The sequence below is a fragment of the Streptomyces sp. NBC_00582 genome (assembly GCF_036345155.1).
Classification (GTDB): Bacteria; Actinomycetota; Actinomycetes; order Streptomycetales; family Streptomycetaceae; genus Streptomyces.
The window spans coordinates 8,751,829-8,770,219 of record NZ_CP107772.1; the positions used below are offsets into that span (position 1 = coordinate 8,751,829).

Sequence of the window (18,391 nt, forward strand, 5' to 3'; positions counted from 1 at the left end):
TGACCTCCGGAGGCCGAGGTGCTGGTGAGCGGGACCCCTCGCGCTCATAGTGGGCGCACGTCGTGCACCGGCCACCCTGGGGGTCCTTCCGCCCATGAGCAGCTTCGAACAGTCCTCGCGGCAGTCCCGGCCCGCTCAGGCCCCGGGGGGAGCCGAGCAGCCCTCCCGCAGAACGCTCCTCGCCGCCGCGGTCGCCGTCGCGGTGGCGGGCGGCCCGGGAGCGGCCGCGGCCCAGGCCGCCCCCGGCCCCGGCGAGATCCCGGACGAGATGTCGCCGGCCGGGACCCCGGACGCCACGCCCCCGGCCGTGACGCCGGACCCCGCGCCCCTGGCCGAGATCCCGGCCGCGGGGTCCGCCCCCGCCCGGCCCGTCGACCTCCGCTCCTGGTTCACGTACGCCGACTGGAGCTCCGGCTCGGCCCGGGGCACCCGCGCCGTCGCGGGCGAGCGGCCCGGCCTGGTCCTCGACGGCTCCCTCGGCACCTTCGCCTACGCCGACCCGCACACCGGGTCCACCGCCGACTGGGAGTACGCGACCTGGACGTCCCCCGTCCACCGGCTCGCCGTGCCCGCCACCGAGGCGATCGCCTCCTGGAACGCGAGCACCCCGGCCGGCACCTGGCTCCAGGTGGAGCTGCGGGCGACGTACTCCGACGGCGGCGACACCCCCTGGTACGTGATGGGGCGCTGGGCCTCCGGCGACCAGGACATCAAGAGGACCTCGGTCGACGGCCAGACCGACGGCAGGAGCACGGTCTGGACCGACACCCTCGCCGTCGACGACACCGCGACGGGCCTGCGCCTCACCTCGTACCGCACCCGGCTGACCCTGTACCGCCGTCCGGGCACGACGGCCGTCCCGACGGTGTGGCGACTGGGCGTGATGGGTTCCGGCATCCCGGACCGCTTCACCGTCCCGGCCTCGGCCCCCGGTCCGGCGCACGAGCTGGCGGTCCCGCGCTACTCGCAGGAGATCCACCAGGGGCAGTACCCGCAGTACGACAACGGCGGCGAGGCCTGGTGCAGCCCCACCTCCTCCCAGATGATCATCGAGTACTGGGGCGGCCGGCTCACCCCCGCGCAGCTCGAGTGGGTCGATCCGTCCTACGCCGACCCGCAGGTGTGCCACGCCGCCCGGTACACCTACGACCACCAGTACGCCGGCTGCGGCAACTGGCCGTTCAACGCCGCCTACGCGGCCACCTTCGACGGACTGCGGGGCGTGGTCACCCGGCTGACCTCCCTCACCGACCTGGAGACGCTGATCGCGGCCGGCATTCCCGCCATGACCTCCCAGTCCTTCCTCAAGGAGGAGCTCACCGGGGCGGGGTACGGCACCGCCGGTCATCTGATGACCGTGATCGGGTTCACGGCCGCGGGCGATGTGATCGCCAACGACCCCTACTCGGCGGACGACGCCTCGGTGCGGCGGGTGTACGCGCGGCGGCAGTTCGAGAACATCTGGCTCAGGACCAAGCGCCACAACGCGGCGGGCAAGGTCGTCTCCGGGAGCGGCGGGGTGTGCTACCTGTACTTCCCGGTGCGGCCGAGCGCGCGTCAGTGCGCGGCGCTGAAGGCGGTGGGCGTGGCGGTGTGAGCGCGGTGGGCGGGCCGGTGTCAGCGCGGTGGGCGGGGTCATGTGAGCAAGGTCTCGGCGGCAAAAGCCCTGGCCGGTGGCAAAGTGGACACCATGACCGCACACGCAGCCCCCGCCGCCCGCACCCGTACCGGCGGCCCGCGCGACGACGGCCCGAAGATCGCCGAGCACCTGATGGGCTGGGTCCTCGTCGCGGTCGTCGCGATGCTGGTGACCCGGCTGGGACTGCTCTGACCTCTGCTGTTACGGCTGTTGCCGGTGTGAGCGGCCCATGGTTCGACCTGACATACTGACGTGGTCCCGCCGACCGTTGGAGACCAGGTCGAAATTGAATATCAGCCAACAGCGCGACGCCGTCCGTCCCCGGGCGCGGGGAACCGAGCGCTCACTGGCGCGCCGCGCCGAACTCATCACCATCGGGCGCAAGTTGTTCGCCGACACGTCCTACGACGCGCTCTCGATGGACGACATCGCCCGGCAGGCGCATGTCGCCAAGGGGCTGATCTACTACTACTTCCAGTCCAAGCGCGGCTACTACCTGGCCATCGTCCAGGACTCCGTCGCCGATCTGGTCTCCTTCGCCGCGAGCGGTCTGGAACTGCCCCAGGTGGACCGCGTCCAGCGCACCATCGACGGCTATCTGCGCTACGCCGAGCACAACCAGGCCGCCTTCCGCACGATCGTCAGTGGCGGAGTCGGCTTCGACACCGAGGTGCACGCCATCCGTGACGGGGTGCGCGCGGCGATCGTCGCGACCATCGCCGAGGGCGCGTACGGCGAGAGCGACATCCCGCCGCTGCCCCGGATGGCCCTGCTCTCCTGGGTGTGCAGCGTCGAGGGCGCCACCCTCGACTGGATCGACCGTCCCGAGCTCTCCCGCGAGGTCATGCGCGACCTGCTGGTGAAGACCCTCGGCGGAGTGCTGCGCGCGATCGAGGAGATCGACCCCGCCTTCCCGGCGCCGAAGCCGGCCCGCAGGGACTGAGGACGCGGAAGGGGCGGAGGCTCGTGGTCCTCCGCCCCTAGTGTGCTGGGGGGCCGGCTCAGTGGATCGCGTGGATCAGCTCGCCGTTGGCCGTGTCCCCGCTGAGCTCCCAGAAGAACGTGCCGCCCAGATGCTGGGCGTCCTTGTACTTCATCTTCCCCTTGATGGTCTTCGGGGTGTCGTAACTCCACCAGTCGTTGCCGCACTTGGCGTAGGCGGTGCCGCCGACGGTACCGGTCGCGGGGCACTTGGTCTTGAGGACCTTGTAGTCCTCGTTGCCGTCCTCGTACGTCCCCGCCGCGGGCCCGGTGGCCGTGCCGCCCGGCGCCGCCTGGGTGACACCGGTCCAGCCGCGTCCGTAGAAACCGATGCCGAGCAGCAGTTTGCGCGCGGGGATGCCCAGGCCCTTGAGCTTGGCGATCGTGTCGGCGGTGTCGAAGCCCTGCTGCGGTATGCCGGGGTAGGAGTGCAGCGGCGAATGCGGTGCGGTGGGCCCGGTGGCGGCCCAGGTGCCGAAGTAGTCGTACGTCATCGGGTTGTACCAGTCGACGTACCGGGCCGCGCCCGCGTAGTCCGTCGCGTCGATCCTGCCGCCGTCGGTCGCGTCGGCGGTGATGGCCGCCGTGACCAGGTCCCGCTTGCCGAACTTCTCCCGCAGCGCCTTCATGACGTCCCGGAAGGCCTCGCGGCCGCTGGTGTCGCAGGTCAGACCGCAGGCGTTGGGGTACTCCCAGTCGATGTCGATGCCGTCGAAGACATCCGCCCACTTGGAGTTCTCGACCAGGTCGTAGCAGGACTGCGCGAAGGCCGCCGGGTCCTTGGCCGCCTCGCCGAAGCCGCCGGACCAGCTCCAGCCGCCGAAGGACCAGACGACCTTGAGGTGGGGGTGCAGCTTCTTCAGCTTGCGGAGCTGGTTGAAGTTGCCGCTGAGCGGCTGGTCCGCGGTGTCGGCGACGCCGTCCACCGACTCCTCCGCCGTGAACGGCTTGTCGGTGTCCGCCCAGGGGTCGCCGAGGGCGCACTTGCCGTCGGTGACGTTGCCGAAGGCGTAGTTGATGTGGGTGAGCCGGTCGGCGGAGCCGGAGGTCTCGATGTTCTTGACGTAGTACTGGCGGCCGTAGATGCCCCAGTCGGTGAAGTAGCCCACGACCTTGGACCCGGGACGGGCCTGGGCCGGACCGGGCGCGTCGGCGGTGGCGGTGCCCGCGCCGGCGAGCAGGCCGGCGCCGAGGGCGACGCAGCAGCCGGCGGCCAGAAGCGTCCGGGGGCGGGGGCGGAGCGGGGTGTGCATCGGGTGTCTCCTCGCAGGGACAGGGAGGGGATCGCACGCCGATCGGCATGAACGCGGGGAGCGTTGGAGCGAAACGGTAGGAGGACTAGACCAGTCCGGTCAATGGTTTGGACCAATCCGGTGGTCGCTCCGCCGTGCGGGGAGGGCGTCGGGCGGGCATACTCACAGCGCGAAGCCGCAGGTCGGAGGGTGCGGCCCCGGCCCGGCAAGTGAGGAGGCGCCACCATGAGCGAGCGCGCGCGGGCACCGGTGGACCGCCTCCTGCCCACCGAGGAGGCGCGGGAACTGCTCGCCCTCGTCCGGGACATCGCCCGCCGGGAGATCGCCCCGGTGGCGGCCGAGGAGGAGGACGCGGGACGCTTCCCGCGCGAGCTGTTCACCCTCCTGTCCGCATCCGGGCTGCTCGGACTGCCGTACGACTCCCGCTACGGCGGTGGCGACCAGCCGTACGAGGTCTACCTCCAGGTCCTGGAGGAACTCGCCGCGGCCCGGCTCACCGTGGGGCTCGGGGTCAGCGTCCACACCCTGGCCGCCCACGCCCTCGCCGCCCACGGCACGGATGCCCAGCGCGCCGCCCATCTGCCTGCGGTGCTCGGCGGCGGGCTGCTCGGCGCGTACTGCCTGTCCGAACCGTCCTCCGGATCGGACGCGGCCGCGCTGCGCACCCGGGCCGTGCGGGACGGCGGGGACTGGGTGATCGACGGCACCAAGGCCTGGACCACCCACGGCGGGATCGCCGACTTCTACACCGTCCTGGCGCGCACCGGCGGCGAGGGCCCGCGCGGGATCACCGCCTTCCTGGTCCCCGGCGACGCCGACGGCCTCACCGCCGCGCCGCCGGAGCGGAAGATGGGCCTGAAGGGCTCGCCCACCGCCCAGCTCCACTTCGACGGCGTGCGCGTGTCCGACGCGCGCCGTCTCGGCGAGGAGGGCCAGGGCTTCGCGATCGCGCTGGCCGCCCTGGACTCCGGGCGGCTCGGCATCGCGGCCTGCGCGGTCGGCCTCGCCCAGGCGGCCCTGGACGAGGCCGTCGCCCACGCCGGCCTGCGCCGGCAGTTCGGACGGCCCCTCGCCGACTTCCAGGGGCTGCGCTTCCTGCTCGCCGACATGGCGACCCGCGTCGAGTCGGGCCGCGCCCTGTATCTGGCGGCGGCACGGGCGCGGGACGCCGGCCGGCCGTTCGCCCGGCAGGCGGCGATGGCGAAACTGCACTGCACGGACGCCGCGATGCAGCTCACCATCGACGCCGTGCAGGTTCTCGGCGGATCCGGCTACACCGCCGACTTCCCCGTGGAACGCCATCTGCGCGAGGCGAAGGCCCTGCAGATCGTCGAGGGCACGAACCAGATCCAGCGGATGGTCATCGCCCGTCATCTGCTGGGCCCGCAGTCTCGCTGAACTGCCCCGGCCGCACCTGGGGAGCCGCCAGCCGCACCCACTCCGGATCGTGCCGCCCGGGCAGGGTGCGGCCGTGATCGGACCAGGTGCGGATCAGGTCGCGGTAGATGGGCGGGTCCGGTGGGGGAGGAGGGGCGGACGGACCCGGGGGAACCGATTCTGCGGGTCTGTGTCCGGTGCCTCCGGGTTCCGCGGAGGCACCGGACCGGTGATGACGTCCGCGCGCCAGGGTGTAGGTGGGGGTCATACCGGGGCAACGCCGGGCCGCGAGGGCAGGTCACGGCCCATCCGGTCGAGCGTGCGTTCGCCCGCCCCCGGCCCCGTTTCGGCCGGTCCCGCATCTGGCCGCGGCGCCGCTGCTGACGTACCGTCAAATCCCTTGCGCCCAGGGAGGTGTGCCCGTGGTCGACGACCGCCCCGTGCCGCTCGACGAGTACCCCGTCCACCAGGTGCCCCTGTCGATGAAGCACGTGGCGACCGGGGACCGCAACGCCTACGACCGCTGCATCTTCCACGTCCTCGACCACCAGGGCCGCTCCCTGCTGATCACCGGCCTCGGCGTCTACCCCAACCTGGGGGTGAGCGACGCCTACGCCACCTTCCGCTCCGGGGACACCCTCCACGCCGTCCGCGCCTCCGACGCCCTCGGCGAGGACCGGATGCGCCTGGAGGTCGGCCCACTGCGCATCCGCGTCGAGCGCCCACTGCGGGACTTCGTGCTGAGCTGCGCCGCCGACCCCGAGGACCCGGACGGACTGTCGTACGAGATCCACTGGTCGGCGGACTTCCCCGCGCTGTGGGAACCGCACCACCAGCAGCGGCGCGGCGGCCGGCTCACCCTTGAGGGGAAGCGGTTCGTGCAGGCCGGCCGGTGCGTGGGGTGGCTGCGGGCCGGCGGGGAGGCGGTCCGGCTCTCGGCGGGCGCCTGGACGGGGACCCGGGACCGCAGTTGGGGTGTACGCCCGGTCCCGGGGGAGGAGGGCGGCCGGCTGGCCCAGGAGCATCCGGCCGAGGGTTTCCACTGGATCTGGTGCCCGGTCCGCTTCGACGACCGCTTCCTGATGGTGATCACCCAGGAGGACGCCGACGGCCACCGCTCCCTCAACGACGCCACCCTGGTCCGCCCCGGCCGCCGCGACCGCCAACTCGGCTGGCCCCAGGCCGAGATCACCTACCGGCCCGGCACCCGCCACCCCGAACGCGCCCTGATCCACCTCGGGGACATCCGCAAACCCCTGGAGCTGGAGACGGAAATCCTCACCTCCTCCCCGCTCGCGATCGGCGCCGGCTATCCACCCGCCGAGGACTGGCAGCACGGCACCTGGCGCGGCCCGCGCTGGACCGACCGCCGCACCTACGACCTGACGGCCCCGCACCCCCGGGCCGCCTACGGGGTGACCGACCACGCGGCCCGCTTCCGGCTCGACGGCCAGACCGGCTACGGCGTCTTCGAGCACGGCTCCTTCGGCCGGCACGACCCGAGCGGCTTCTCCGGCTTCGACGCGGTCGCCCCGCAAGGGAGTTGACGCCATGACCACGGCACCGCGACCCCGCACCACCACCCGGGACCCCGAGGAGCTGACCCGCCGGCTCACCGCCTGGCTCGGCACCCGGCTGCCGGGCGCCCGGGCGGCCCGCGTGACCGTACCCGCCTCCAACGGACTGTCCAGCGAGACCCTGCTCTTCGACGTCGAGCATCCCGAACCACCGTTGCTCCGCTGCGCGTTGCGGCTCGCGGCGGACCCGGCGGCGTACACCGTGTTCCCCGTGTACGACATGGTCCGCCAGTACCGCACCCTGCGGCTGGTGGCCGAGCACACCGACGTACCCGTACCGCGCGTGCTGTGGCTGGAGGAGGACCCGGGCCCGCTCGGCGCGCCCTTCTTCGTGATGGAACGCGTCGAGGGACGGGTCCCGCCCGATGTGATGCCCTACACCTACGAGGGGAACTGGCTGCACGCCGCGAGCGACGCGGAGCGCGAGCGGCTGGAGGCCGCGACGATCGGCCTGTTGGCCCGGCTCCATGACCAAGTACCGCTGAGCGAGGCCGAGTTCCTCGCGCATCCCGGTGAGGGCGACGCCCTGCGCCGCCATGTCACGGCCCAACGTGCCTACTACGACTGGGTGATCGGCGGACTCGCCCGGTCACCGCTGATCGAGGACGCCTTCGACCGGCTGGAGGACCTGTGGCCCAAGGACCCGGGCCCACCCGTCCTCAGCTGGGGCGACGCACGCATCGGCAACATCGTCTACGACGGCTTCGAGCCCGCCGCCGTCCTCGACTGGGAGATGGCGGCGCTCGCCCCGCGCGAGGTCGACCTCGGCTGGACGGTCTACCTGCACCGCTTCTTCCAGGATCTGACGGTCGCCTCGGGACAGCGCGGACTGCCCGGCTTCCTGCGCCGCGACCGGGTGGAGGAGCGGTACGCGCGGCTCACCGGGCATCCGCCCCGCGACATGGACTTCCACACCCTGTACGCGGCGCTGCGGCACGCCGTCGTCATGCTGCGGATCGCCTACCGCCAGGTCCACTTCGGCGAGGTGGCCGTCCCGGCGGACCCGGACACACTGATCCTGCACCACGGCAGCCTGCGGGCCATGGTGCAGGGCAGCTACTGGGAAGCGGGCTCCTGAGAGCGGGCGACGCGGATCAGGCCGCGTGGCGGCGCATCGCCGGTACGCGCATCGGGCGCGAGCCCGGGCCGCCGACGTGCGAGAACGGCTGCATACGCCAGTCGAGCCCCTGAGGGAGCGTCAGCAGGAGCGCGGTCTCCTGCTCCTGCGGCGTGTCGGACTCGTCCGCCGAGCGGGCCTGTGACGCCGGACGTCCGGTGCCGGCGCAGACCGTCAGCCCGAACGGGTTCCACGGCGAGGCGCACAGCGCGTGCTCCGGCAGGACCTGCTCGTCCGCCAGCAGCGCGATGGACTGCGCGCAGTCCGGGCAGATCACCCGGTACATCTCGAAGGTGTCGTACGCGTCGAGCTCGTCCGTGTCGTCGTACTCGGCGAAGCCGGGTTCGACGCCCTCCGGCTCGGACTCGACCAGGGACAGCCGCTTGGGCGCGGTGCGACCAGGGCGCTTAAGACTCTGCATGGGATTCTCCCCCTCGGGCTGGGCCGTGAAGGCACTGCGGCCTCGACCACAGCAAGCACTTCCCAGCACGTCTCGGCGGTAATCACGAGGACATCACGAAGCCGTGACGGGCCCTGTGGTCTTCGTCACATGCCACGTGCAGGTGACAACCCGCCGCGGCGGCCCGGCAGATCACAAACCGGGTATGACCTGGGGCGCATAGGTATCCGGGAGATCACACGCACTGTAGGTTCTTGCGTCATGGAGGAGCTGGACCGCCACATCGTGCAGCTGCTCGTCAAGGACGGGCGGATGAGTTACACCGACCTGGGCAAGGCCACGGGCCTGTCCACGTCGGCCGTGCACCAGCGGGTGCGCCGGCTGGAACAGCGCGGCGTGATCCGGGGCTACGCGGCCGTCGTCGATCCCGAGGCCGTCGGACTGCCCCTGACCGCCTTCATCTCGGTGAAACCGTTCGACCCCAGCGCGCCCGACGACATCTCCGACCGACTGGCCGGCGTGCCCGAGATCGAGGCCTGTCACAGCGTGGCGGGCGACGAGAACTACATCCTCAAGGTGCGGGTGGCCACCCCGCACGAGCTGGAGGAGCTGCTCAGCCGGATCCGCGCCCTCGCTGGGGTGTCGACCCGGACGACCGTCGTGCTCTCCACTCCCTATGAGGCGCGGCCGCCGCGTATCTGACGCGTTCCACGGGCGCCGGCCCGCCCCGTGTGCGGCTTCGGGGCCGGGGCGCGAGAAACTGTCGGACATGAGTGAGCGCACACCCGAGCCGAAGACCGTCCTGCTCCGCCGCGGCGAGGTCCACAGCCCCGCCGATCCGTTCGCGACCGCGATGGTCGTCGAGCGCGGCCAGGTCGCCTGGGTCGGCTCGGAGGGCGCGGCCGACGCCTTCGCCGACGGCGTCGACGAGGTGGTCGACCTGGACGGCGCCCTCGTCACCCCCGCCTTCACCGACGCCCACGTCCACACCACCTCGACGGGCCTCGCCCTGACCGGCCTCGACCTGTCGAGCGCCCCCACCCTCACGGCGGCCCTCGCCCTCGTCCGGGACTTCGCCGCCGCCCGCCCGCAGGACAAGGTGCTGCTCGGGCACGGCTGGGACGCCTCCCGCTGGCCCGAGGGGCGCGCCCCCCGGCGGGACGAGCTGGACGAGGCCGCCGGTGGCCGGCCGCTCTACCTCAGCCGGATCGACGTCCACTCGGCCGTGGTGACCACCGCCCTGCTGGAGCTGGCGCCCCGGGCCCGCACCGAGCCCGGCTACGCGGACCGCGAGCCGCTCACCCGGGACGCCCATCACGCCGTACGGGCCGCCGCGTTCGCAGCCGTGACGCCCGCGCAGCGCGCCGAGGCCCAGCGGGCCGCCCTCGCGCACGCCGCCTCCCTCGGTATCGGTTCCGTCCACGAGTGCGGCGGCCCCGAGATCTCCTCCGAGGACGACTTCACCGGCCTGCTCCGGCTCGCCGCCGAGGAGAGCGGCCCGAGGGTCGTCGGATACTGGGCCGCCCGCGATGTCGACCGGGCCCGGGAGCTGGGCGCGCTCGGCGCCGCCGGGGACCTGTTCGTCGACGGCGCCCTCGGCTCCCACACGGCCTGTCTGCACAGCCCCTACACCGACGCCGCCCACACCGGCACCGCCTACCTGACCGCCGCCGACGTCGCCGCCCATGTGGTCGCCTGCACCGAGGCGGGCCTCCAGGCGGGCTTCCACGCGATCGGCGACGCCGCCGTGACCACCGTCGTCGACGGCACGCGGGCGGCCGCCGAGAAGATCGGCCTCGCCCGGATCCGCGCCGCCCGCCACCGCGTCGAGCACGCCGAGATGCTGACGCCCGAGACCGTCGCCGCCTTCGCCGAACTGGCCCTGACCGCCTCCGTGCAGCCCGCCTTCGACTCCCTGTGGGGCGGCGAGGACGGCATGTACGCCCGGCGGCTGGGCGCGGAGCGGGCCCGCACCCTCAACCCCTTCGCGGCCCTGCTGCGGGCCGGCGTCCCGCTCGCCTTCGGCTCCGACAGCCCGGTCACCCCGCTCGACCCCTGGGGCACGGTCCGCGCCGCCGCCTTCCACCGCACCCCCGAACACCGCGTCTCCGTACGCGCCGCCTTCACCGCCCACACCCGGGGCGGCTGGCGGGCCGTCGGCCGGGACGACGCGGGCGTCCTCGTCCCCGGCGCACCCGCCGACTACGCGGTCTGGCGCACCGACGAACTGATCGTCCAGGCCCCCGACGACCGGGTCGCCCGCTGGTCCACCGACCCCCGCTCGGGCACCCCCGGCCTGCCCGACCTCACCCCCGGCACCGACCTGCCCGTGTGCCTGCGCACGGTGGTCGCCGGGAGGACGGTGTTCGTACGGCCGGGCGAGTGATCTCCGGGGCAGGTGCGGGGAAGATCACCCGTCCGCACGCCGAGGTGCCCGGGGCACCGCCTCCCCGCTGACCAGGGCATTGACCGGAAACCCGCAGGTCATACGGCTGTTGACAGGCGATGGCGGAGGGCCGGTAGGTTCGGCCGGGTCCACCACCGGACGCCCCGCCGCAGAACGTCCGCGCACTCGCGGCGGCGCCGCTGGGTCAGGGACGGTGTGCCGCACCGGGGCACCGCCACTGGCAGCCAGGCTCAGCGCCAGCGCCGCAGCGAGGGAACGTTCCGTCCGGCCGGGGAGGTGTGACCCGGGTGGGGCCCGGGCGCTCAGTAGACAACGGCTTTCGGTCGACCCGCAGCCAGCGGGCCCCAGGTCGGCCCGAAGGGCGCCGGGCCCCCATCCGCAGCACGCTTCGATGCCTCCGGACGGGGTACGTACGTACACACAGGCCAAAGGCCTACTCTTACCCCGCTCTTGGGGAATCGACACCACCATTCGAACGTCCTGTCACGTCATCGCAGGCGGTGGCCACTATGGTGGTGCCCTGCGTACGGACACGAAGGGGCAGCAGTGAACGACGGCGACGGGACCCTCGCGGCACAGAAGCGGGGGCGGCAGTTCGGCCCGCTCGGCACCGCCTTGGTGATCATCCCGACCTACAACGAGGCGGAGAACGTCAAGAGCATCGTCGGCCGGGTGCGCGAGGCCGTTCCCGAGGCCCATGTCCTCGTGGCCGACGACAACAGCCCCGACGGCACCGGCAAGCTCGCCGACGAGCTGGCCGCCGAGGACGACCACGTCCAGGTCCTGCACCGCAAGGGCAAGGAGGGTCTCGGCGCCGCCTACCTCGCGGGCTTCCGCTGGGGCCTGGAGAACGGCTACGGCGTCCTCATCGAGATGGACGCCGACGGCTCCCACCAGCCCGAGGAACTGCCCCGGCTGCTCACCGCGCTCAAGGGTGCCGACCTGGTACTCGGCTCCCGCTGGGTCCCCGGCGGCCGGGTGGTGAACTGGCCGAAGTCCCGCGAGTTCATCTCACGCGGCGGCAGCCTCTACTCCCGGCTCGCCCTGGACCTGCCCCTGCGGGACATCACCGGCGGCTACCGGGCCTTCCGCCGCGAGACCCTCGAGGGCCTCGGCCTCGGCGAGGTCTCCTCCCAGGGCTACTGCTTCCAGGTCGACCTCGCCCGCCGTGCCGTCAAGGCCGGCTTCCATGTCGTCGAGGTCCCCATCACCTTCGTCGAGCGCGAACTCGGCGACTCCAAGATGAGTCGCGACATCCTCGTCGAGGCGCTGTGGCGGGTCACCGCATGGGGCGTCGGGGAGCGAGTGGGCAAGATCACGGGCCGGACCGCGGACCAGCCCGCCCCCGCCCGGGCCCCGTCCGGGCCGCCCACGACGACGCCGGCGCCGTCCGACGAGGCACCCGCGAGGGCCTCGTCCGAGGCACCCGCGACGGCTTCGTCCGACGAGGCGTCCGTGAAGGCTTCGTCCGGCGAGGCGTCCGTGAAGGCTTCGTCCGGCGAGGTGCCCGCGAAGATTTCGTCCGAAGACGCGCCCGCGACGGCTTCGTCCGACGAGGTGCCCGTGAAGGCTTCGTCCGACGAGGTGCCCGCGAAGGCTTCGTCCGAAGACGCGCCCGCGACGGCTTCTTCCGAAGAGGCGCCCGGGAAGTAGCTGGCCGGCGAGGCGTCCGGAGGGACGTCGTCCGGGACGAGCTGTCTGGGAAGACGTCGTCCGGTGAGGCGCCCGCTCGGTCCCACGGTGACGGCTGATCGTCCCCTTATGCCGCTCTGAGCCGGGTCCGGGCACACTGGGAGCATGACGACTGGCGCTCCGATCCCGACGTACCCCGTTTCCGGCCCCGGCCCCGGCTCCGCTCCCGCCCGCCCCCGGCGCTCCCGCCTGCGGACGTTCCTGCCGCTGGGGCTCGCCGCGTGGCTGGTGCTGGAGATCTGGCTGCTGTCCACGGTGGCGGCCGCGACGAGCGGGTTCGTGGTCTTCCTGCTCCTCGTCGCCGGTTTCGTCCTCGGCTCCGTGGTCATCAAGCGCGCGGGCCGCCGCGCCTTCCGCAACCTGAACGAGGCCCTCCAGCGCGGTGGTTCCCCGTCGAAGGGCTCCGGCAACGGCCTGATGATGCTCGGCGGTCTGCTCCTGATGATCCCGGGCCTGCTCTCCGACGCGGCCGGCCTGCTCCTGCTGCTCCCTCCGGTCCAGAAGGCGGTCAGCTCCTACACCGAACGCAAGCTCCTCGCCGCCGCCACCCCCGGCTCCCTGGGCGACGCCTTCCAGCAGGCCCGCATCCACCGCCCGGACGGCAAGGTGGTCCAGGGCGAGGTCGTCAGGGACGAGGAGTAACCCTCGAGAACGCACAACGACCGCGGGCGCCGTACGTATCTTTCACGTACGGCGCCCGCGGTCGTCAACGTGGGCCGATGGGCCGGTCCCAGCCCCGCAGGGCTACGCCGACTTGCGGCTGTCCCGGGGATGCACCGCAAGGTTCATCGCCCCGGACCGCAGAACGGCCAGCCGCTCCTCGAGGACCTCTTCGAGTTCCTCGCGGGTCCGCCGCTCCATCAGCATGTCCCAATGCGTACGCGCGGGCTTGGCCTTCTTCTCCTCAGGGCCGTCGCCGTCCACGAGGAGTGCGGTGGCACCACAGACCTTGCACTCCCACTCCGGCGGGATCTCCGCCTCGACCGAGAAGGGCATCTCGAACCGGTGCCCCTTCTCGCATGCGTACTCCACGGCCTGGCGCGGGGCCAGGTCGATACCGCGGTCCGTCTCGTAGCTGGTCACCACGAGGCGCGTGCCGCGAAGAGCTCGCTCACTCATGAATCGTGCCTCCCGGGCTTGTCGCCCACAGGACAGGTGTCGCTGTCGTCGTCATCCGGTCAACGTCCGGTCGGCGGTAAAGATTCCCGTTCCGAGTCCCGTTCCGGGTCATGCGTCGCCGTCGTAGCCGCAGCCTTGTCAACCAGTGCAGTACCCACCGGCGCCCGGTTTGTCACATCTGCAAGGAGATGTCACCCAGCGTTTCGGCATCTTTGACGCGCAGTAACGGTACGCCTGGCAGGCCAAACGCGTACACTACCGCCCTTTCGCGTTGAGCGCTAAATCTTCTCGGGGACCGGATTGCCGGCGGCCCCGATCGCCCGTCGCACCGGAACCCGCGCGAGCAGCAGGAACCCCAGGACGAAGAAGGCCACCAGGGAGATGATCGCGTCCCGATAACTCCCGGTGAGCTGGTACGTCAGCCCGAACAGCAGCGGCCCGAGCCAGCTCATCCCGCGGTCGCTCATCTCGTACGCGGAGAAGTACTCGGCCTCCTTGCCCGGTGGGACGAGGTGGGAGAACAGGGACCGGGACAGCGCCTGGCTGCCGCCGAGGACCAGTCCGATCGCGGAGGCCAGCAGGAAGAAACCCACCGGGGCCCCGGCCGGCAGGAAGTACCCGGCCCCCAGTGTGAGCGTCCAGGCCACCAGCGAGCCGAGGATCGTCCGCTTCGCGCCGTACGTCCGAGCCAGCCGCCCCATCGCGAGGGCGCCCGCGACGGCCAGCACCTGGACCAGCAGCACGGCGCCGATGAGCGTGGACTGGCCGAGGCCGAGTTCCTCGGAGCCGTACACCGACGCCTGGGAGATCACGGTCTGGATGCCGTCGTTGTAGATGAGGTACGCGAGAAGGAAGGAGAGGGTGAGGGGATGGCGGCGCATGTCGCGGATCGTCGCCGCGAGCTGCCGCAGTCCCGGAGCGGTCGCCTCCCCGCCGGCCCGCTCGGTGGCCGCCCGCTCGGCGCGGCCCCGGTCGCGCAGCCGTCGTAGCGGGATGATCGCGAACGCGCCCCACCAGACACCCGCCGACGCCAGACAGATGCGCACCGCCGTCGACTCCGAGACGCCGAAGGAGTCGTGGGCGAGATAGAGGACCAGGTTCACGACCAGCATCAGTGAGCCGGCCGCGTAGCCGAAGGCCCAGCCGCGCGAGGAGACCGCGTCGCGTTCCTCGGGCGGGGCGATCTGCGGGAGATAGGAGTTGTAGAGCATGGTGCCGACCGCCATGGCGGCGTTCGCCACGACGAGGAGCGCCCCGCCGAGCAGATAGCGGTCGCCGTCCAGGAAGAACATGCCGGTCGTCGCCGCGGCGCCCACATAGGCCGCGACGCCCAGCAGCGGCTTCTTGCGGCCCGTGCGGTCTGCGGCGGCGCCCACCAGGGGCATCACCACCACCGCCAGGATGACCGACAGGGACACCGAGTAGGCGAAGAAGGAGCCCGCCCGAACCGGCAGGCCGAGCGGATGCACATACCCGTCGGCGTCCGCCGCCTCCTTGGCGACGGACGTCAGATACGGCCCCAGGAACACGGTGAGGACGCTCGCCGAGTAGACGGAGCAGGCCCAGTCGTAGAAGTACCAGCCGCGCTGTTCGCGCCGCCGCCCGGCGGCCTCGTCGGACGCCGCCGTCCGCACGGTGTCGGTGCCCACCCGTGCCCTCGCTTCCCGCTGGTGCGAAGGCGTGCGATGACGGTGTGCGGCGGGTCAGACCCAGACGCCCCGGTCCTCCATGACCTTGCGCAACGTGTCGATGTGATCGGTCATGATGCCATCGACTCCCAGGTCCAGGAGCCGGTGCATGGCATCGGGATCATTGATGGTCCACACGTGCACCTGCAGCCCCCGCGCGTGGGCGGCCCGTACGAAGCGCCGGTCCACCACCTGGATGCCCGACTGCGTCTCGGGGACCTGCGCGGCCACCGCCGAGGGCCGCAGCGCCGCGGGGACCCCCCAGGACCGCAGCCGCAGATTCAGCACACCCCGGGTGCCGTACGACGTCGCCAGGCGCGGTCCGGCCAGCCGCTGGGCGCGCACGACCCGCGCCTCGGAGAACGAGCCCACGCAGATCCGGTCCCAGGCGCCGGTGCGCGCGATGAGGTTGAGCAGGGGATGCAGCGCCGGTTCCGCCTTGATGTCCACGTTCCAGCGCACATCGGGGAAGGTCTCCAGCAGCTCCTCGAAGAGCGGCACCGGCTCCTGGCCCGCCACGCGCGCGTGGCGCACGTCCGCCCAGGGCAGCTCGGCGATCCGGCCGGCACCGTCGGTCACCCGGTCCAGCGTCCCGTCGTGGAAGGCGACCAGCTTGCCGTCCCGGGTGGCGTGCACATCGGTCTCGATGTAGCGGTAACCCGTCTCCACCGCGCGCCGGAACTGCGCCACGGTGTTCTCCAGACCGTCCGCGGCCCCGCCGCGGTGCGCGAACGGGATGGGCCCCGGATGGTCGAGGTAGGGGTGGCGTATCGAGGTGGTCACCTGCGCAGTATCGCCCCATGGGGTGTCCCCGTGGCAACGACCGTACTGCCGTCGGATGCCGGTGCGGCGGCGAACATCCGCAGGAAGAACTGGGCGAGAGGGCCGATGCAGAGCGCGTAGAGCACGGTGCCGACGCCGATGGTGCCGCCCAGCGTGAAACCGGTCACGACGACGGCCACCTCGATCGCCGTCCGCATCAGCCGGATCGAGCGGCCGGTGCGCCGGTGCAGCCCCGTCATCAGCCCGTCCCGCGGGCCCGGCCCGAAGTCGGCGGCGATGTACAGCCCGGTGGCCACACCGTTGAGCACGACACCGGCGACCAGCAGGGGAACGCGCACGGCCAGGGAGCGCACCTCCGGGACCAGGGCCAGTGTGCCGTCCATCGCGAGCCCCACGACGAAGACATTGGAGACCGTGCCGAGGCCGGGCCGCTGGCGCAGCGGTATCCACAGCAGCAGCACCACCGCGCCCACGACGATCGACACGGCACCGATCGTCACACCGGTGAGCTCGGCCAGGCCCTGGTGCAGCACGCCCCAGGGTTCCAGGCCGAGGCCCGCCTCGACGAGCAGAGCCGAGCTGGCGCCGTAGAGGGCGAGACCGGCGTACAGCTGGAGCAGTCGTCGGACGAGAGGTCCCCTGGTGGACCGGGCCGGCGTGGACAAGGGGAGCCCCCTGGTGGTGGTAGTGGCCTGACTCATGACACTCTGTGGCTTGGAACGAATCCTCATCCATGGCCAATTCGGGGAAGGTGGACTGTAACCATGGCTCAGTGGACCTCCGCAGTGGGGGCCGCCCAGCTCGCACGGCTGCTCACGTCCCAGCAGGACCGCCCGGCGGGCCCGGGCACCCGCCGCCCGCCCGCCTACCGGGCGCTCGCCGACGGTATCCGGCTGCTCGTCCTGGAGGGCAGGGTCCCGGTGGCCGCGCGGCTGCCCGCCGAACGTGAACTGGCCCTCGCCTGCTCCGTGAGCCGTACGACGGTCGCCGCCGCCTACGAGGCACTGCGCGCGGAGGGCTTCCTGGAGTCCCGGCGCGGGGCCGGCAGCTGGACGGCCGTCCCGGCCGGCAACCCGCTGCCCGCGCGCGGACTGGAACCGCTGCCGCCCGAGGCCCTCGGCTCGATGATCGACCTGGGCTGCGCCGCCCTCCCGGCACCCGAGCCCTGGCTCACCCGTGCCGTCCGGGGAGCCCTGGAGGAACTGCCCCCGTACGCCCACACGCACGGCGACTACCCGGCGGGCCTGCCCGCCCTGCGCTCGATGATCGCCGACCGCTACACCGCGCGCGGGATCCCGACGATGCCCGAGCAGATCATGGTGACGACCGGTGCCATGGGAGCCATCGACGCCATCTGTCATCTCTTCGGGGGGCGCGGTGAGCGCATCGCCGTCGAGTCGCCCTCCTATGCCAACATCCTCCAGCTCATGCGGGAGGCGGGCGCCCGGCTGGTGCCCGTCGCCATGGCGGAGGGGCTCGCCGGGTGGGACATGGACCGCTGGCGCCAGGTGCTGCGCGAGGCCGCGCCGCGGATCGCGTACGTCGTCGCCGACTTCCACAACCCGACCGGTGCCCTGGCCGACGAGGACCAGCGGCGGCGGCTGGTGGAGGCGGCCCGGTCCGCCGGGACCGTGCTGGTCGCCGACGAGACGATGACCGAGCTGTGGCTGGACGACGACGTCGAGATGCCCCGGCCGGTGTGCGGGTTCGACCCCGCCGGATCGACGGTCATCACGGTCGGTTCGGCGAGCAAGGCCTTCTGGGCGGGCATGCGCATCGGCTGGGTGCGGGCGGCGCCGGACGTCATCCGCAGCCTGGTCGCGGCCCGGGCCTACGCCGACCTGGGCACCCCCGTGCTGGAGCAGCTCGCGGTGAACTGGCTGTTCAGCACCGGCGGCTGGGAGCAGGCCGTCGACCTGCGGCGCGACCAGGCCCGGGAGAACCGGCAGGCGCTGGTGGCGGCGCTCCGGCGGGAGCTGCCCGACTGGGAGTTCGCCGTACCGAAGGGCGGGCTGACGCTCTGGGTCAGGGCCGGCGGTCTGTCCGGCTCGCGCCTCGCCGAGGCGGGCGAGCGGGTCGGCGTCCGTGTCCCCTCAGGGCCGCGCTTCGGGGTCGACGGCGCGTTCGAGGGGTACGTCCGCCTCCCCTTCACGGTGGGCGGCGCGGTCGCGGACGAGGCGGCGGCCCGCTTGGCGGCGGCGGCGAAGATCGTGCGGAGCGGGGGGACGGCGGGAACGGAGAGCCCTCGCACCTTCGTCGCCTAGCAAAACCACCTGTGGCTGCGGGCAGCCGGCGTCAGACTCTCCGCCCGCAGCGGCACCCCGCCGGCGCGGGCGAGCGAACCCCCTGCCCGCACCG

Annotated in this window: 16 protein-coding genes and 1 pseudogene; 11 read left to right on the top strand and 6 right to left on the bottom strand. The window is 72.6% G+C overall.

Going from position 1 to position 18,391, the window contains the following annotated elements; translation table 11 throughout:
- The first annotated feature begins 94 nt into the window (after positions 1-94).
- The 3 genes from OG852_RS39650 to OG852_RS39660 all read left to right on the top strand — a co-directional run bounded on the left by OG852_RS39650 (position 95) and on the right by OG852_RS39660 (position 2,582).
- Positions 95-1,597 (top strand): peptidase C39 family protein, encoded by a 1,503-nt coding sequence (locus tag OG852_RS39650; RefSeq protein WP_330350399.1) that lies wholly within the window; start codon positions 95-97, stop codon positions 1,595-1,597.
- A 93-nt stretch (positions 1,598-1,690) separates the two neighbouring features.
- Positions 1,691-1,831, top strand: a complete 141-nt coding sequence (locus OG852_RS39655; protein WP_133916322.1) for an SCO1431 family membrane protein — start codon at positions 1,691-1,693, stop codon at positions 1,829-1,831.
- Positions 1,832-1,925: 94 nt separating this feature from the next.
- A complete protein-coding gene (locus OG852_RS39660; protein ID WP_133916321.1) occupies positions 1,926-2,582 on the top strand; it encodes a TetR/AcrR family transcriptional regulator in 657 nt (218 codons plus the stop codon).
- A gap of 58 nt (positions 2,583-2,640) precedes the next feature.
- Here OG852_RS39660 and OG852_RS39665 read toward each other — a convergent pair whose 3' ends face one another.
- Positions 2,641-3,873 carry a glycoside hydrolase family 18 protein gene (locus OG852_RS39665; RefSeq protein ID WP_133916320.1) on the bottom strand — a complete coding sequence of 411 codons (1,233 nt, stop codon included), beginning with the start codon at positions 3,871-3,873 and terminating at the stop codon, positions 2,641-2,643.
- A gap of 225 nt (positions 3,874-4,098) precedes the next feature.
- On the opposite strand from OG852_RS39665, the gene OG852_RS39670 reads away from it, so the two are divergent.
- The 3 genes from OG852_RS39670 (at position 4,099) to OG852_RS39680 (ending at position 7,905) form a co-directional block, all read left to right on the top strand.
- Entirely contained in the window at positions 4,099-5,271 is a 1,173-nt protein-coding gene (locus OG852_RS39670; protein ID WP_133916319.1) for an acyl-CoA dehydrogenase family protein, read from the top strand.
- 401 nt (positions 5,272-5,672) lie between these two features.
- Positions 5,673-6,797, top strand: coding sequence for a hypothetical protein (locus OG852_RS39675; protein ID WP_330350400.1), 1,125 nt, complete (start codon positions 5,673-5,675; stop codon positions 6,795-6,797).
- Positions 6,798-6,801: 4 nt separating this feature from the next.
- Entirely contained in the window at positions 6,802-7,905 is a 1,104-nt protein-coding gene (locus OG852_RS39680; protein ID WP_133916317.1) for a phosphotransferase family protein, read from the top strand.
- 16 nt (positions 7,906-7,921) lie between these two features.
- Here the strand turns inward: OG852_RS39680 and OG852_RS39685 are convergent, their stop codons facing one another.
- Positions 7,922-8,365, bottom strand: a complete 444-nt coding sequence (locus tag OG852_RS39685) for a hypothetical protein (RefSeq protein ID WP_133916316.1) — start codon at positions 8,363-8,365, stop codon at positions 7,922-7,924.
- 240 nt (positions 8,366-8,605) lie between these two features.
- Between OG852_RS39685 and OG852_RS39690 the strand changes: the two genes are divergently transcribed.
- The 4 genes and pseudogenes from OG852_RS39690 (at position 8,606) to fxsA (ending at position 13,085) form a co-directional block, all read left to right on the top strand.
- Entirely contained in the window at positions 8,606-9,046 is a 441-nt protein-coding gene (locus OG852_RS39690; RefSeq protein ID WP_133916315.1) for an Lrp/AsnC family transcriptional regulator, read from the top strand.
- A gap of 67 nt (positions 9,047-9,113) precedes the next feature.
- Positions 9,114-10,730, top strand: a complete 1,617-nt coding sequence (locus OG852_RS39695; RefSeq protein WP_133916314.1) for an amidohydrolase — start codon at positions 9,114-9,116, stop codon at positions 10,728-10,730.
- Between the two features lie 567 nt (positions 10,731-11,297).
- A pseudogene (locus OG852_RS39700) lies at positions 11,298-12,078 on the top strand (polyprenol monophosphomannose synthase); the annotation flags it as partial.
- Between the two features lie 470 nt (positions 12,079-12,548).
- Positions 12,549-13,085 carry an FxsA family membrane protein gene (gene fxsA / locus OG852_RS39705; RefSeq protein ID WP_133916313.1) on the top strand — a complete coding sequence of 179 codons (537 nt, stop codon included), beginning with the start codon at positions 12,549-12,551 and terminating at the stop codon, positions 13,083-13,085.
- 102 nt (positions 13,086-13,187) lie between these two features.
- Here the strand turns inward: fxsA and OG852_RS39710 are convergent, their stop codons facing one another.
- The 4 genes from OG852_RS39710 to yczE form a co-directional block, all read right to left on the bottom strand.
- Positions 13,188-13,562: an RNA polymerase-binding protein RbpA gene (locus tag OG852_RS39710; protein WP_055637205.1), complete on the bottom strand. Its 375-nt coding sequence runs from the start codon at positions 13,560-13,562 to the stop codon at positions 13,188-13,190.
- A gap of 278 nt (positions 13,563-13,840) precedes the next feature.
- The gene (locus OG852_RS39715; protein WP_133916312.1) at positions 13,841-15,211 is read right to left on the bottom strand and encodes an MFS transporter; all 1,371 of its coding nucleotides are present in this window, start codon (positions 15,209-15,211) and stop codon (positions 13,841-13,843) included.
- 54 nt (positions 15,212-15,265) lie between these two features.
- On the bottom strand, positions 15,266-16,033 hold the full coding sequence (locus tag OG852_RS39720; protein ID WP_133916311.1) for a glycerophosphodiester phosphodiesterase: 768 nt from the start codon (positions 16,031-16,033) through the stop codon (positions 15,266-15,268).
- Entirely contained in the window at positions 16,030-16,734 is a 705-nt protein-coding gene (gene yczE, locus OG852_RS39725; protein ID WP_133916310.1) for a membrane protein YczE, read from the bottom strand. Before yczE ends, OG852_RS39720 begins: the two co-directional genes overlap by 4 nt.
- Positions 16,735-16,797: 63 nt before the next feature.
- Here yczE and OG852_RS39730 point away from each other — a divergent pair, with 63 nt between their 5' ends.
- Entirely contained in the window at positions 16,798-18,297 is a 1,500-nt protein-coding gene (locus OG852_RS39730; protein ID WP_133916309.1) for an SCO1417 family MocR-like transcription factor, read from the top strand.
- Positions 18,298-18,391: the final 94 nt, after the last annotated feature.

What these genes read in the sequence shown, in the direction of transcription:
- OG852_RS39665 (WP_133916320.1), bottom strand. Translation starts at nt 3,873, where the DNA reads ATGCACACCCCGCTCCGCCCCCGCCCCCGGACGCTTCTGGCCGCCGGC.
- OG852_RS39685 (WP_133916316.1), bottom strand. Translation starts at nt 8,365, where the DNA reads ATGCAGAGTCTTAAGCGCCCTGGTCGCACCGCGCCCAAGCGGCTGTCC.
- OG852_RS39650 (WP_330350399.1), top strand. Translation starts at nt 95, where the DNA reads ATGAGCAGCTTCGAACAGTCCTCGCGGCAGTCCCGGCCCGCTCAGGCC.
- OG852_RS39730 (WP_133916309.1), top strand. Translation starts at nt 16,798, where the DNA reads ATGGCTCAGTGGACCTCCGCAGTGGGGGCCGCCCAGCTCGCACGGCTG.
- OG852_RS39655 (WP_133916322.1), top strand. Translation starts at nt 1,691, where the DNA reads ATGACCGCACACGCAGCCCCCGCCGCCCGCACCCGTACCGGCGGCCCG.
- OG852_RS39670 (WP_133916319.1), top strand. Translation starts at nt 4,099, where the DNA reads ATGAGCGAGCGCGCGCGGGCACCGGTGGACCGCCTCCTGCCCACCGAG.
- yczE (WP_133916310.1), bottom strand. Translation starts at nt 16,734, where the DNA reads ATGAGTCAGGCCACTACCACCACCAGGGGGCTCCCCTTGTCCACGCCG.
- fxsA (WP_133916313.1), top strand. Translation starts at nt 12,549, where the DNA reads ATGACGACTGGCGCTCCGATCCCGACGTACCCCGTTTCCGGCCCCGGC.
- OG852_RS39695 (WP_133916314.1), top strand. Translation starts at nt 9,114, where the DNA reads ATGAGTGAGCGCACACCCGAGCCGAAGACCGTCCTGCTCCGCCGCGGC.
- OG852_RS39710 (WP_055637205.1), bottom strand. Translation starts at nt 13,562, where the DNA reads ATGAGTGAGCGAGCTCTTCGCGGCACGCGCCTCGTGGTGACCAGCTAC.
- OG852_RS39690 (WP_133916315.1), top strand. Translation starts at nt 8,606, where the DNA reads ATGGAGGAGCTGGACCGCCACATCGTGCAGCTGCTCGTCAAGGACGGG.
- OG852_RS39680 (WP_133916317.1), top strand. Translation starts at nt 6,802, where the DNA reads ATGACCACGGCACCGCGACCCCGCACCACCACCCGGGACCCCGAGGAG.